This is a genomic window from Leifsonia sp. EB41, from assembly GCF_041262565.1.
Classification (GTDB): Bacteria; Actinomycetota; Actinomycetes; order Actinomycetales; family Microbacteriaceae; genus Leifsonia.
In genome coordinates this window covers 2169048-2181690 of sequence record NZ_JBGCCJ010000001.1, presented here as the reverse complement: position 1 = coordinate 2181690, position 12643 = coordinate 2169048, and the positions used below count along the sequence as shown (strand labels likewise).

Annotated in this window: 14 protein-coding genes; 6 read left to right on the top strand and 8 right to left on the bottom strand. The window is 70.7% G+C overall.

The window, feature by feature from the left end; all coding sequences use genetic code 11:
- Window positions 1-80: 80 nt before the first annotated feature.
- Window positions 81-365 carry an HU family DNA-binding protein gene (locus ABH923_RS10755; RefSeq protein ID WP_308457987.1) on the top strand — a complete coding sequence of 95 codons (285 nt, stop codon included), beginning with the start codon at window positions 81-83 and terminating at the stop codon, window positions 363-365.
- 127 nt (window positions 366-492) lie between these two features.
- Window positions 493-2466 carry a cytochrome c oxidase assembly protein gene (locus tag ABH923_RS10750; RefSeq protein WP_370055365.1) on the top strand — a complete coding sequence of 658 codons (1974 nt, stop codon included), beginning with the start codon at window positions 493-495 and terminating at the stop codon, window positions 2464-2466.
- A gap of 3 nt (window positions 2467-2469) precedes the next feature.
- Here ABH923_RS10750 and ABH923_RS10745 read toward each other — a convergent pair whose 3' ends face one another.
- On the bottom strand, window positions 2470-3510 hold the full coding sequence (locus tag ABH923_RS10745; RefSeq protein ID WP_370055364.1) for a hypothetical protein: 1041 nt from the start codon (window positions 3508-3510) through the stop codon (window positions 2470-2472).
- Between the two features lie 92 nt (window positions 3511-3602).
- Here ABH923_RS10745 and ABH923_RS10740 point away from each other — a divergent pair, with 92 nt between their 5' ends.
- Window positions 3603-4907, top strand: coding sequence for an ATP-dependent RecD-like DNA helicase (locus ABH923_RS10740; RefSeq protein WP_370055363.1), 1305 nt, complete (start codon window positions 3603-3605; stop codon window positions 4905-4907).
- A gap of 91 nt (window positions 4908-4998) precedes the next feature.
- Window positions 4999-5355, top strand: coding sequence for an FHA domain-containing protein (locus ABH923_RS10735; protein ID WP_370055362.1), 357 nt, complete (start codon window positions 4999-5001; stop codon window positions 5353-5355).
- 13 nt (window positions 5356-5368) lie between these two features.
- On the opposite strand, the gene ABH923_RS10730 is transcribed toward ABH923_RS10735, so the two are convergent.
- On the bottom strand, window positions 5369-5887 hold the full coding sequence (locus tag ABH923_RS10730; protein ID WP_370055361.1) for a hypothetical protein: 519 nt from the start codon (window positions 5885-5887) through the stop codon (window positions 5369-5371).
- Window positions 5888-5910: 23 nt separating this feature from the next.
- A complete protein-coding gene (locus ABH923_RS10725) occupies window positions 5911-6324 on the bottom strand; it encodes a DUF4383 domain-containing protein (protein WP_370055360.1) in 414 nt (137 codons plus the stop codon).
- Between the two features lie 154 nt (window positions 6325-6478).
- Here ABH923_RS10725 and ABH923_RS10720 point away from each other — a divergent pair, with 154 nt between their 5' ends.
- Together ABH923_RS10720 and ABH923_RS10715 are read left to right on the top strand one after the other, a co-directional pair.
- On the top strand, window positions 6479-7753 hold the full coding sequence (locus tag ABH923_RS10720) for a serine hydrolase domain-containing protein (protein WP_370055359.1): 1275 nt from the start codon (window positions 6479-6481) through the stop codon (window positions 7751-7753).
- A gap of 215 nt (window positions 7754-7968) precedes the next feature.
- A complete protein-coding gene (locus ABH923_RS10715) occupies window positions 7969-8760 on the top strand; it encodes a sigma-70 family RNA polymerase sigma factor (protein WP_370055358.1) in 792 nt (263 codons plus the stop codon).
- Window positions 8761-8767: 7 nt separating this feature from the next.
- Here ABH923_RS10715 and ABH923_RS10710 read toward each other — a convergent pair whose 3' ends face one another.
- The 5 genes from ABH923_RS10710 to flgN all read right to left on the bottom strand — a co-directional run bounded on the left by ABH923_RS10710 (window position 8768) and on the right by flgN (window position 12482).
- Window positions 8768-9199, bottom strand: a complete 432-nt coding sequence (locus ABH923_RS10710; protein ID WP_370055357.1) for a flagellar protein FlgN — start codon at window positions 9197-9199, stop codon at window positions 8768-8770.
- Window positions 9200-9293: 94 nt separating this feature from the next.
- Window positions 9294-9650, bottom strand: coding sequence for a flagellar assembly protein FliW (locus ABH923_RS10705; protein ID WP_370055355.1), 357 nt, complete (start codon window positions 9648-9650; stop codon window positions 9294-9296).
- Window positions 9647-10531 carry a flagellar hook-associated protein FlgL gene (gene flgL, locus ABH923_RS10700; RefSeq protein ID WP_370055354.1) on the bottom strand — a complete coding sequence of 295 codons (885 nt, stop codon included), beginning with the start codon at window positions 10529-10531 and terminating at the stop codon, window positions 9647-9649. Before flgL ends, ABH923_RS10705 begins: the two co-directional genes overlap by 4 nt.
- A gap of 7 nt (window positions 10532-10538) precedes the next feature.
- Window positions 10539-11969 (bottom strand): flagellar hook-associated protein FlgK, encoded by a 1431-nt coding sequence (gene flgK / locus ABH923_RS10695; RefSeq protein ID WP_370055353.1) that lies wholly within the window; start codon window positions 11967-11969, stop codon window positions 10539-10541.
- 9 nt (window positions 11970-11978) lie between these two features.
- Window positions 11979-12482 carry a flagellar export chaperone FlgN gene (gene flgN, locus ABH923_RS10690; RefSeq protein ID WP_370055352.1) on the bottom strand — a complete coding sequence of 168 codons (504 nt, stop codon included), beginning with the start codon at window positions 12480-12482 and terminating at the stop codon, window positions 11979-11981.
- Window positions 12483-12643: the final 161 nt, after the last annotated feature.

Genomic DNA, 12643 nt, shown 5'->3' with positions numbered 1-12643 from the left:
CAAACGTTATGGCCCACTGTGGCCTCAACCGTTCCACAAGACAGCTGAACTACCAGCACAAGGTCCGAGGAGGACACTCAATGGCTGACAACCTGAACAAGACCGAGCTCGTTGCTGCCGTCGCCGCGGCGTCGGGTCAGAGCCAGGCCACCGTCTCGAGCGTCGTCGACGCGTTCTTCGCCACGATCAGCGAGACCGTCAAGGGTGGCGGCAAGGTCACCATCCCGGGCTGGCTCGCCGCCGAGCGCACCGAGACCGCCGCTCGCACCGGCCGCAACCCGCAGACGGGCGCCGAGATCTCGATCCCGGCCGGCCACCGCGTCAAGCTGACCGCGGGCTCCAAGCTCAAGGCTGCCGTCAAGTAACAGCCTGAACAGGCTCCACGGGGGCGGCGTCGCGACTGCGACGCCGCCCCCGTTCCGTTGTGCCGACAGGGATCTGCGCCCCCGTGCTGTGGGCGGGCGCACAGCAGCGGAGACGTAGGCTTGACGGGTGCCCAGACTTCTCCGCGTGATCGGTCCCGCCGTGCTCCTGGCGGCCGCTCTGCTGTCGGTCGTCGCGGCTCTCGCCTTCGGCGGAGGGGCCGCCGCGCCCCTGCTGCTCGACCCCGGCGCGCTGGTGCGCTGGGGACTCCCGATCTCGACGCTCGTCGTCAACCTCAGCCTCTCGGGGACGGTCGGCGCGCTGGTCCTGGCCTGCTTCGCGTTCAAGGCGGACAGGGACGAGTACGGCACGGCCCTCGACTTCGCCGCGGCCTGCGCCGCGATCATGACGGTGGCCTCCGCCGTGACCGGGCTGTTCACATTCGTCAGCGTCGCCAACGTGCCGTGGTCGTTCGACCAGACCTTCACCAACGGGCTGAGCTCGTTCATCACCAGCGTGTCGCTCGGTCAGGCCTGGCTCGGCATCACGCTGATCGCCGCCGCCGTCACGGTGCTCTGCTTCGCCGTCCGCAACCAGACGGCGATCGTCTTCGTCACGCTGCTCGCAATGGCCGCGGTCGTGCCGATGGCGCAGCAGGGGCACAGCTCGGAAGCCGCAGGCCACGACGCCGCGGTGACCTCCTTCGGGCTGCACGTGCTGTTCGCCGCGATCTGGCTGGGCGGCCTCCTGACGCTCATCGTCATCAAGCGCACGCTGGGCGGCGGCCGGCTGGTGACGGTGCTGGAGCGGTACTCCAGCATCGCGCTCATCTGCTTCATCGTGGTGGCCCTGTCGGGGTACGTGAACGCCGAGCTGCGCGTCGGGACGCTGGCCGAGCTGGCGACGCCGTACGGCATCCTGGTGCTCGTCAAGGTCGCTGCGCTCGGCGTCCTCGGGCTGTTCGGGCTCATGCAGCGCCGCGTCCTCATCGAACGGCTGAAGCGGCTGGGCGAGGGCCGGACGTTCTGGTGGATCGTCACCGCCGAGCTGGCCTTCATGGGCATCGCCTCTGGTGTGGCGGCGGCGCTCGCCCGCACCGTGACGCCGGTTCCGCAGACCCGGGCCGCGGTGCCGACGCCCGCGGAGATCCTCACCGGCGAGAAGCTCCCGCCGGAGCTCACCTGGGGCCGGCTCTTCACGACGTGGAACTTCGACCTGCTCTGGGTGCTCGCCTGCGGCTTCGCGCTGTTCTTCTACCTGGCCGGCGTGTGGAGGCTCCACAAGCGCGGCGACAAGTGGCCGGTCTACCGGACGGTGCTCTGGACGCTCGGCATCGTCCTGCTCTTCTACATCACCAACGGCGGTGTGAACGTCTACGAGAAGTACCTGTTCTCGGCGCACATGTCGGCGCACATGGTCCTGACGATGGCGGTCCCGCTGCTGCTGGTGCCCGGGGCCCCGGTGACGCTGGCCGTCCGGGCGATCCGCAAGCGTCAGGACGGCACGCGCGGCGGCCGCGAGTGGATCCTGCTCGCGGTGCACTCCCGGTTCGCAGGGATCATCTCGCATCCGCTCGTCGCGGCCGGACTGTTCGCCGGGTCGCTGTGGGCGTTCTACTACACGCCGCTCATCCGCTGGGCGACGACCGACCACATCGGGCACGAGTGGATGGTCGTGCACTTCGTGATCACGGGCTATTTGTTCGTGCAGTCGCTGATCGGCATCGACCCGGTCAAGTACCGGCTCCCGTACCCGTTCCGGTTGCTGCTGCTGCTCGGCACGATGGCGTTCCACGCGTTCTTCGGGCTGTCCATCATGCAGATGCACGGTCTCCTGCTGGCCGACTGGTTCGGCGCGATGGGCCGGACCTGGGGCGCGACGCCGCTGGTCGACCAGCAGACGGGCGGCGGGATCGCGTGGAGCATCGGCGAGATCCCGACGGTCATCCTGGCGATCGTGGTGGCCATCCAGTGGAGCCGCAGCGACGAGCGCGATTCGAGGCGGCAGGACAGGAACGCCGACCGCACGAACGACGCGGAGCTGAGGGCGTACAACGAGCAGCTCGCCCGGCTGGCGGCGCGCGACGGCACGGTGCAGCGGTAGCCGCTACTCACCCACGACGATGTCGAGGGATCCGTCCGGGCGGATGACGACGCTGGTCAGCGAGACGGCGAACTTCTCGTCGGACTCCCTATGTTCGATGCTGCCGTCGAAGATGGACTGCACCGTCACGGAGAGGTGCGCGATCCCGACCGCCTGCGACATCGTCCACGAGGCGTCGCCCGGGACGAGGTGTACGGCGGGGTACTGCGTCATCTTCCAGGTGGGCGCACCCTGCACGCGGTCGTCGATCACCACGCCGAAGGGGCAGCCGGCCGGCTGCAGGACCTGCTGCTTGGCGCACTCGTCGAGGAAGCCGTTCAGCTCCTTCTGCACTGCCGCAGTGAAGGCGTCGTTCGGCTGTGCGTCGACCGTCGCCGCCACCGTGGCGGCCGGGGCGGTCGCCACGTTGACCGGCGCGGCATGCGTGTACCTGTCGGAGTGGCCCAGGACGTAGAGCGACGGCGCGGGGACCAGATACCCGGCACTCACGCTGAACGCGGTCGCCGGCTGCGACGGGGCGGCGGCCCGCGGGCTCACCGTATGGCTGCCGACGGTGAAGGTCTGCGCATGCGCGACGGTGATGTGCGCGACACCGACGGGCGTGCGCGCGAACTCCCAGGTCGGCAGGAGGCCGAGGATGGCGCCGGTCTGGCGGAGCTCGAACGCGGCGACGACCGGGTGGCCGTCCGCGACGACGTGCACCGTGACCGTGCGGCGGCCGCCCGGGCCGGCCGTGTCGGAGACGACGCGGGTGTCGGTGTAGTCCGGGAGCAGGTCCGAGCGCAGCAGCTCGGCGGAGGCGTCCGCCGGGAGTCCGGCGGCGGCCAGGGCCTGCTTCGTCGGCGCCGCGCCCGGCATGGCGAGCGCGCTGGTCAGGTCGTGCGAGGCGAGCGCGCCGACGTAGGCGGAGACGAACCCCTCCGGGCTGTAGAAGGTCCGCTGGACGGCGCCGAGCGCGGCGAGGAACGCGGCGACCAGGAGGACGCCGACGCCGGCCCAGAGCAGCACCGGCCGGAGTCCGCCGACCCTGCCGTCCCCACCCATAGCTGCCATCCTATGGGCCTGTGGATAAGCCGCCCTGGCGCTGCGCGCGGGGTTAGAGTAGTTCGGCAGGTCGCGCGAGGGAAGGGATCCGGATGGGCGGACTCTCGCTCTCGCCCGAGCAGCGGGCGGTGTTCGAGCTGATCGAGCACACGCGGGACCATGTGTTCGTGACGGGCAGGGCCGGAACCGGCAAGTCCACGCTGCTCAACCACCTGTCGTGGAACACCGAGAAGTCGATCGTCATCGCCGCGCCGACCGGGGTCGCCGCGCTGAACGTCGGCGGGCAGACCATCCACTCGCTGTTCAAGCTGCCGATCGGGGTCATCGCCGACCACGACATCGATCAGACCAGTGAGCTGCGCAAGCTGCTGAACAGCATCGACACCCTGGTGATCGACGAGGTCTCGATGGTGAACGCCGACCTGATGGACGCGGTCGACCGCAGTCTCCGTCAGGCCAGGCAGCGGCCGAAGGAGGTGTTCGGCGGCGTCCAGATCGTGCTGTTCGGCGACCCGTACCAGCTCGCGCCCGTGCCGGGCGACCACGAGGAGCGCGCGTACTTCGCCGACACCTACCGCTCGATGTGGTTCTTCGACGCGAAGGTGTGGCGGGAGGCCGACCTCCAGATCGTCGAGCTGCTGCAGGTGCACCGGCAGCACGAGTCCGACTTCCGCTACATGCTCAACGCGGTCCGGCACGGGCAGGTGACGAAGGAGATCGCCGACCGGCTGAACGAGGTCGGCGCGCGCCCGGCGCCGCGGGACGGCACGATCACGCTCGCGACGCGCAACGACACGGTGAACCGCATCAACGCGCAGGCCCTGGAGCAGCTGCCCGGCCGGCCGCTGACGGCGAAGGCCGAGGTGAGCGGCGACTTCGGCGGCCGCAACTACCCGGCCGACGAGGTGCTGGAGCTGAAGGTCGGCGCGCAGGTGATGTTCCTGCGCAACGACGTCGGACAGGGCGACGGACCGCGCTGGGTGAACGGCACCATCGGCACCGTCACCCGCATCGACTCCAACGTCTACGTGGACGTCGACGGCCAGGTGCACGAGGTCGAGCCGGCGATCTGGGAGAAGTACCGGTACAGCTACTCCCCCGAGACCAAGAAGCTCACCAAGGACGTGGTCGCCGACTTCACGCAGTTCCCGCTGCGGCTCGCGTGGGCGGTCACCATCCACAAGTCGCAGGGCAAGACGTACGACGCGGCGATCGTGGACCTCGGTGCGCGTGCGTTCACCTCGGGCCAGACGTACGTCGCGCTGAGCCGGATCACCAGCCTGGAGGGTCTCTACCTGACCCGTCCGCTGCGCCCGAGCGACATCACAGTGGACCCGGACGTGGAGCGCTTCATGCGCGACGCCCGGTCGATGCGGGTGCCGATCGCGGCGGAGTGACCGGGCTCCGGCCTGATCCCTAGGGAGCGCGGCCCGGGTCATGGCATGCTGGGCGGGGCGCTTTCGGGTGCGCCGAGGAGAGGAGACGCCGATGGCGGTCATGTTCGCACTGGATCTGAGCGACGGGCAGCACGTCGAGACGGCGGGCAACGGCGTGATCGGGCGCAATCCGGCATCCCACACGCCGGGCACCGAGTTCGACGACCCTGCGAACGTCGAGCTGGTGACGGTGGCGGACGACGCCAAGTCGGTCTCCCGCGCGCACCTCGCGTTCGGGCAGTACGACGGGGTCTTCTGGGTGATGGACCTCGGCTCCGCCAACGGGACGACGATCACCTACCCGGGCGAGGGCACCTTCGCGTGCGACCCGAACACGCGGCACGAGGTCGATCCCGGGTCGATCGTGCGGTTCGGGAACGCGTCGTTCGCGCTGAGCCGCCGGAGCTGAGCCGAGCCCGCACTCAGTGGTGGTGGTGCACCGTCACCGCTGCGACACCGGCGTCGGTGGCGCCGAGAGCGGGAATGGTCACCGCACAGACCGCGCACGCGCTGACCAGGAGCGCCGAGACGAACCGCAGCGCGCTGTTCGCGTGACGCGCAGGCCGGCCGCGCCGCAGGATGACCGCGGCGACCGCCGCAACAGCGACGTCGAGCAGCGATGCCGCGCCCATCGGCAGGAGAGGGAGCGTGAGCACCGTGCCCGACGTCGCCGTGGCGCCGGCCGTGGCGAGCGCGGCCCAGATCCCGAGCGGCGCCAGCGCCAGTGCCGGGATCAGGCCGAACAGGGGAGGTCGCTCGCGGGCCAGCGTGAGGACTGCCCAGGTCAGCTCCGCGGCGGCGACCGCCACGAAGAGCGCGAGCAGCGGGAGGGGTGCGCTGGGGGCGAGGGCGGCGTGTAGCAGCCCGGCCCCCAGCGCGGCCACGGCGAGGAAGGCCCTGGTCGCCGGGGCGACCGGGGCTGACCCCTTCATCCTGCTCATGGGAAGCGCCGTGGCCTGGTCGGTCAGGCGGCGACCGAAGAGGAGCGCACAGTCCGCTCGGCGCCGAGACCGACACCGAGGAGCACGATGGCGCTCACCAAGTGGAGGAAGTGGTCGGGGGTGTTCAGGGCGAGGATGTTCGCCCCGGTCCCGACCAGGAAGAAGCCGACGATGCCCAGGAGCAGGTAGACGGCTCCGACGGTGGTGTTGACGGCCTTCGCCGCGGCTGCCCTGGTGAGGCCGGCGATGAGCAGCGCCGCGCCGATGAGCAGGTGGGCGATGTTGTGCAGCGGGTTGACCTCGAAGATGCCGAGGATCAGGCCACCCTGGGTGGCGACGAAGCCGACGCCGCCGGTGAAGGCGAAGCCGAGCAGGCCGACGAGCAGGTAGACGGCGCCGAAAATGGTGGCGACGAGGCGGTTCGGTGATGTGCGCATGTGTCGTTCCTCCTTGGAAGACGGCGCGCGGCGTGCGCGCCTCATCCAGGAATTCGGCGCAGTGAGCGGATCGGATTGGACACGGTCCGGGGGGACTCCGCGCGGGCGTCGCCGCACGCTACAATCGCTGCCACAGGAGCGTCGGGGGGATGCGATGGGACGAGGGAGAAGTCTCCGCAGAATCGTTCTCGCGGCGTTCGCCGCCACGCTCGCCTTCACCCTCGCCGCGTGCGGCAACACCGGTGCGAACCCCGACTTCCCGCCGCAGCAGCCGGGCGCCCTCCCGGCCGCCACGGTGACGCAGCTCACCACAGCGGTGACGGACGCGATCCAGCTCTCCGGAGGGTCGGCCGCCCTCGTCGGAGTCTGGGCGCCGTGGGCGGGCAGCTGGACGACCGCGATCGGGACCACGACCCGCGGCGGGTCCGTGCCGGTCACCCCCGCCATGACGTTCCGCGCGGGCCAGCTCACCACCGCGATGACGTGCACAGTGCTCCTCGAACTGGTCGACGAGGGCACGGTGGAGCTCGACGACCCGGTCGCGCAGTGGATTCCGGGCCTCGTGGGCGTCGGCGGGGTGACCCTGCGCGAGCTGTGCCAGGACACCTCCGGCTTCGGCGACTACGCGTCGGTCCTGCACCGCGAGTTCCTGGCCAACCCGCAGCGCTACTGGCCGCCGCTCGAGCTCGTGAGCGACGGCGTCGCGATGGCGCGCACCGGGAACCCGGGCGAGAAGTACAGCCCGTCGCAGACGAACGCGCTGCTGCTCGGGATGGCGCTGCAGAACGCGGCCGGCCGCAACTGGGAGCAGCTCTACCAGAGCTACGTGTTCGGCCGGCTCGGGATGTCGGCGAGCGTCCTCCCCGACGACGGCGTCTTCACCGTGCCCGGCCCGCATCCCGCGGGCTACGTGGCCCCGCTCGACGCCACCGGCGCTCCGGTGTGCGCCAAGCCGCAGGACATCACCGCGCTGTCGCCGTCGCTGGGCTGGACGGCGGCGGGGGTGGTCTCGAACGTCACGGACCTCAAGGTGTTCGCGCAGGCGCTCGCCAGCGGCTCGCTGCTGAGCAGCAGCTCGGCGGACGCGCAGGCGAAGACGGTCGGCGCGGGCGCGTCCTGGCTGGGCTACGGACTCGGCATGCAGGTCGTCGGGCCGCTCCGCGGCGCGTCGGGGGCGGTCCCCGGTTACCTGTCGGCGGCGTACGCCGACCCGTCGTCGGGGCTGACCGTCGTCGTGGCGCTCAACGACTCGACGCCGGGCGCGGGGTTCGCGCAGGCGCTGGCCGAGCGGCTGGCGTCGATCGCGTCCAAGGTGCCCGCGGTGCAGAAGGGCGCGAAGGTCGTGGCGACGCTGCCCTGGTCGGAGGACCAGGCCACGGCCGCCATGAAGGCCGCGGCGCCCTGCCCGGCGAAGACCGCTGCGGGCTGACCGCCGGAGCATAGCGGATGGCTCCGCGAATGCAATGCATTCATTTGTCACCCGACTTGGGTCGTTACAGGATGCTGGTCAGCCCGCTAATTTCAAGAGTGCCGAAGCGTCTACCCCTAATCGGGCGCAGAGGTGAACTGCGCACCCGAGCGTGATTTACACCCACCGAAACCCGCCGTGGTCCTGCCCTAAGACCGCGAACGACAGAGGAACACGTGAACACACACTCGCGCGATCAGCTCGTCATCGAGCACCTGCCGCTCGTCGGCTACATCGTCTCCGACCTGTGCAACCGCGGCACGCATCTCGACAGGGATGAGCTGGCCTCCGCAGGCCAGTTCGCCCTGTTCCAGGCGTCCCGCTCCTTCGACCCCGACCGCGGCGTGCCATTCGGCGCCTACGCCCGCACCCGCATCTCCGGTGCGCTGGCGGACGAGCTGCGCTCGCAGGACTGGGTCTCCCGCGGCACCCGCAAGACGATCAAGGAGACGCTGGCGATCCGGGACGGGCTCTACCAGACGCTCGGCCGGACGCCCACCATCGACGAGATGGCCGTCTCCCTCGGCGTCGACCGCGCGACGGTCGTCGCCACCCTCCGCGAGTCCGCGACCGGACCGGTCGCGATCGAGGAGCGCTCCGAGGAGCTGGTCTCGGCGATCCTCGGCCCGGAGGAGTCGGCGGAGACGTCGGAGCGCGAGACGTTCCTGCGGGCGGCCGTCGAGGCCCTCCCCGAGCGGCTGCACCTGATCGTCACCCGCCTCTTCTTCGAGGACCGGCAGGTCAAGGACGTGGCCGCCGAGCTCGGCGTCACGCACGCGGCCGTGTCGCTGGCCCGGAGCGAGGCGATGAAGCTGCTGCACGAGGGCTGGCTCCTGCACTTCGACCGGGACGCCGGCGTGCTCCCGATGCCCGACAGGAACCCCCGCACGAAGCGGTCGGCCTACCTCGCCAAGCTCGCGGAGTTCACCGCGCACCCGGCTTCGGTCACCCAGCGGGTCACCGCCTGACCGATCGTCAGAGGACCGTGTCGATCAGCCGCGCGCTCTGCTCGGTGTGGTCGATCTCACCGTTCGAGCGGTAGGTCGCGGTCGTCTGCGCCCGCACCTCGCGGATCTCGGTGATGACCTCGACCAGGGCGCGCAGATGGTCGGTGAAGATCTCCGCCCACATCGGGCTCGGCGCGCCCTCGGCGAGGTCGCGCAGGAGGGCGCCGTGCGTCAGCCCCCAGGACTCGCCGAGGCTCGAGATCGCGACGGCGGTCGAGAGGCTGGATTTGCTGAGCCGCGCGGTCACGACGTCGATCTCGCGGGAGGCGTGCGCGAGCCAGCGGGTCATCCCGGCCGTGCGCAGCAGCCGCTCCTCCTCGTACTTGAACAGCAGCATCTCCAGGAGCTCCCGCTGCCGCCAGAGCTGGGCCGTCAGCTCGTTGGCCTCGTTCGTCGTCATCGGCTGTTCCATTCGTGAAGCGCACTCGGGTGTGCGGACCGTAGCCCGCGTTGCGTACACACTACTTGCCGTCCCGGCGTGAACCGAGGGTCTGTCAGGCCGTCCGGCGCAGCGGCACCTGCACCCGGTCGAGGTCGTCCGTGGCGATCACCTGCGCGCCGGTGCGCGTGACCGGGTCGATGAAGATGGGCGCGAGGAGGTTGGCGGTGATTCCGTCGGCGTGCGGCGTCACGACCAGGAAGACACCCGGCTCCCCGTCGGCCGGCCGGTCGAGCTCCCCCACGAAGTCCGGCAGGTAGGCGGCCGCGTCTACCAGGAACAGCCGGATCGCCGGCTGCGCGCTCGCCCGGAGGGTGTAGGTGTCGCGGGCGCCGTCGAGCGGGGCGAAGTCGTACTCGGTGAACGACCCGAGGCCGGCGAGCGGTTCCTGGAAGCTGATCTGCACTGTCATCTGAGGTAGTCCATCAAGGTCGGCTGGATGCTTTTGGCTGTGACGGCCAGGGCGGTCTGGTAGGCGACCTGCTGCGTCTGCATCTTCAGGATGGCATGCGCGGCGTCCACGTTCTGGATTCCGTTCTGCGTGGTCTGCAGCGTCGTGGCCTGCGTGGTGAGCGCCGAGGTCGCGCCGGTGAGCTGGTTCTGTGCGCTGCCGACGGTCGCCTCGGCGCCCCGGATGTTCGCGGCGACGGCGTCGATCGCGGTGAGCTGCCCGCCCACGTTCCCTCCGCTGCTCACGGCGCTGGCGATCGAGTCGATCAGCGCGAAGACCGAGGTCGCCCCGGCGCCGAGCACCGACGACCCGTCGACGTCGACCCGGACGGTCGTGTCCGTGCCCACGCGCCGGTTCACCGACGAGCCGGCCGTCCCGTTGAAGGTGTAGTCGGCGTTGAACGCGCTGCCTGCGTCGGAGGTGCCGGCGAAGACGCTGCGGCCCTGGTACTGCGTGTTCGCCAGAGTGAGCAGCGTCTGCTTCAGCGACTGCAGCTGGGTGGCGATGGCCGTGCGCGAGCTCGGGGTCTGGGTGGCCGTGTTCGCGGCCTGCACCGTCAGGTCGCGCACCTGGTTGAGGGTGTCGTTCATCGAGGTGAGGGCCGTGCCCGCGGTCGCGAGCCAGGCCGTCCCGTCGCCGGCGTTCCGCTGGTACTGCGTGTTCTGCGCGAGCTGCCGTTGCAGGTCGAGCAGGGTCGCGGCGCCCGCGGGGTCGTCGGAGGTCTTGCTGATCGCGAGCCCGCTGGCGACCTGCTGGTCGAGCTGGTTGAGCCGCTGGGCGCTGAGCTGGAGATTGCGCTGGGCCGACGCGAGCTGCGTCGACTCGGTGACACGGAATGACATGTTCGGCCTATCCCAATCCGACGAGTCCGGTGTGGTTGATGAGCTGATCGAGGATGGAGTCGAGTGCGGTCATGACGCGCGCAGAGCCCTGGTAGGCGTGCTGGTACGCGATCAGGTTCATGTTCTCCTCGTCGAGGCTGACCGACTCCTGCGAGGACTGCGCGCCCGTCGCGGCGGCCTGGGCGCTCTGATCGAGGGTGGACTGCTGCGTCGCGTTGCTGGTCGCGGTGCCGAGCGCGATGACGCCCGTCGACCAGGCGACGTCGGGCGAGCCCGCGCCGGTGCCGAGCTGCCCGATCGCGTCCGCGATCGACCCGTCCGCCGCGCCTGCGCCGGCTGCGGCGACGGCGACACCGGAGGCGTCGGTCGGGAGCACGCTCAGGCCGAGCGCCGCCGGGCCGGTCGCCGACATCCCGAAGAACGCGACGTTCGTGGCGCCGGTGGAGGTCGTCCCGGTGACGCTGACGGCGTTCACCTGCTGGGCGAGGGAGGTCGCGAGGCTGTTGAGCTTCGCCGCGGTCTCCGCGATCGCGCCGCCATTGCCGGTGGCGGTCGCGGGCGCAAGGAGCGAGAGGTCGCCGGCGAGCTTGCCGGAGTTGAGCGAGACCGGGCCGGCGCCGTCGGACCACTGCACTCCGGCCGGCGACCCTGCGGCGCCCTCCAGAGTGGTCGATCCGGTGACCGACAGGGACCGGGCGATGGTGCCCTGCACCAGGTTCGCCCCGCCGATGCTCACGGTCACGGTCTGGTCCGCGTTGTTCACGACGGACGCGCCGGAGAGCGAGGCGAGCTCGGTCAGGATGTTGCTGCGCTGGGTGATGAGCGCGTTGACGTCGCCGCCCGAGGCGGCCACCGAGCGGATCTGCCCGTTGAGCTGGGCGACCTTGGACGCGTCGGAGTTCACCTGCGCCGCCGTGTTCGCCAGATCCTGCTGGGTCTGCGACCACTGCGACTGCACCGACCGGTAGGCGGTGGCGATCTGCCCGACCAGGGAGCCCGCCTTGCCGAGCAGGGCGGCGACAGGGGCGGGCGCGCCCGGCTGGTTGGAGACGTCCTGCCAGGACGACCAGAACTTCGAGAGCGAGCCGGAGATGGCGTCGCCGCTCGGCTCGCCGAGCGTCGACTCGAGCGCGCTCAGCCCCGAGGCCGTGACGCCGCTGTAGCCGGCGGCGGCGCCGGCGGACCGGGCCTGGGCGTCGAGCAGGGACGAGCCGAGCTGGACGATGCCGGCAACGCGCACGCCCTGGCCGGCGGTGGCCGCCTGCGCGAAGGGGCCGACCTGGGCGGGGCCGCCGACGGCCTCCAGGTCGACCTGCTGGCGGACGTAGCCGGGGGTGGTCGCGTTGGCGATGTTGTCGCCGGTGACCTCGATGCCGGCCTGAGCGGCGGCGAGGCCGGAGAAGGCGGTGTTGAGGGAGCCGAGAAGGTTGCCGGACACGGTCGTCTCCTACAGGGTCGCGTCGACGAGGCGGGCGCGTGCAGAAGGCAGGTCCGTCGTCCCGTCGGAGGTGTAGACCGACGCGCCGTCCGAGACGGCGTCGAAGGTGTCCTGGGCGGCGCGGAGGGCGTTCCGCAGCAGGCGGTCGTTGCCGGCGCGGACGGTGCGGATCTCGCGGGTCAGCGTGACGAGCGCCTCCAGGTGGGCCGCGAAGATGCCCTGCCAGGCTCCTTCCGGGGCGCCGGCCGCGAGCTCGCGGAGCCGGGTGTCCGCGGGCAGGCTCCATTCGATCGCCAGGGCGGACGCGGAGACGCTCATCGAGAGCGTCGCGGTCCGCAGCCGCTCGATCACGACCTCCGCCTCGCGGGTCGCGTGCGGCACCCAGCGGGCCTTGCCGGAGGCGAGGAGCAACTGCTCGACCTCGAATTTGTAGAGCAGCAGCTCCAGGAGCTCTCTCTGACGCCAGAGCTCGTTCGACAGTTCGTTGGCGCCCACCGCGCTCCACGCTCCCATCAGCCATCCATAGCAAAGGGCACACACGTTGTCTGCCGTACCTTCCGCTATCGGCAGGAACGGGGCGCTTGTAAGCATTTCGGGGGACACGGAACTCATTTCGATCGGGCGCTTACATCCGTGGCAGAGCTGCCGATAGGTCCATTCGTCGGCCCACGGAT

What these genes read in the sequence shown, in the direction of transcription:
- ABH923_RS10755 (WP_308457987.1), top strand. Translation starts at nt 81, where the DNA reads ATGGCTGACAACCTGAACAAGACCGAGCTCGTTGCTGCCGTCGCCGCG.
- flgL (WP_370055354.1), bottom strand. Translation starts at nt 10,531, where the DNA reads ATGTCATTCCGTGTCACCGAGTCGACGCAGCTCGCGTCGGCCCAGCGC.
- ABH923_RS10710 (WP_370055357.1), bottom strand. Translation starts at nt 9,199, where the DNA reads ATGACGACGAACGAGGCCAACGAGCTGACGGCCCAGCTCTGGCGGCAG.
- ABH923_RS10735 (WP_370055362.1), top strand. Translation starts at nt 4,999, where the DNA reads ATGGCGGTCATGTTCGCACTGGATCTGAGCGACGGGCAGCACGTCGAG.
- ABH923_RS10730 (WP_370055361.1), bottom strand. Translation starts at nt 5,887, where the DNA reads ATGAGCAGGATGAAGGGGTCAGCCCCGGTCGCCCCGGCGACCAGGGCC.
- flgN (WP_370055352.1), bottom strand. Translation starts at nt 12,482, where the DNA reads ATGGGAGCGTGGAGCGCGGTGGGCGCCAACGAACTGTCGAACGAGCTC.
- ABH923_RS10740 (WP_370055363.1), top strand. Translation starts at nt 3,603, where the DNA reads ATGGGCGGACTCTCGCTCTCGCCCGAGCAGCGGGCGGTGTTCGAGCTG.
- ABH923_RS10745 (WP_370055364.1), bottom strand. Translation starts at nt 3,510, where the DNA reads ATGGGTGGGGACGGCAGGGTCGGCGGACTCCGGCCGGTGCTGCTCTGG.
- ABH923_RS10705 (WP_370055355.1), bottom strand. Translation starts at nt 9,650, where the DNA reads ATGACAGTGCAGATCAGCTTCCAGGAACCGCTCGCCGGCCTCGGGTCG.
- ABH923_RS10725 (WP_370055360.1), bottom strand. Translation starts at nt 6,324, where the DNA reads ATGCGCACATCACCGAACCGCCTCGTCGCCACCATTTTCGGCGCCGTC.
- ABH923_RS10720 (WP_370055359.1), top strand. Translation starts at nt 6,479, where the DNA reads ATGGGACGAGGGAGAAGTCTCCGCAGAATCGTTCTCGCGGCGTTCGCC.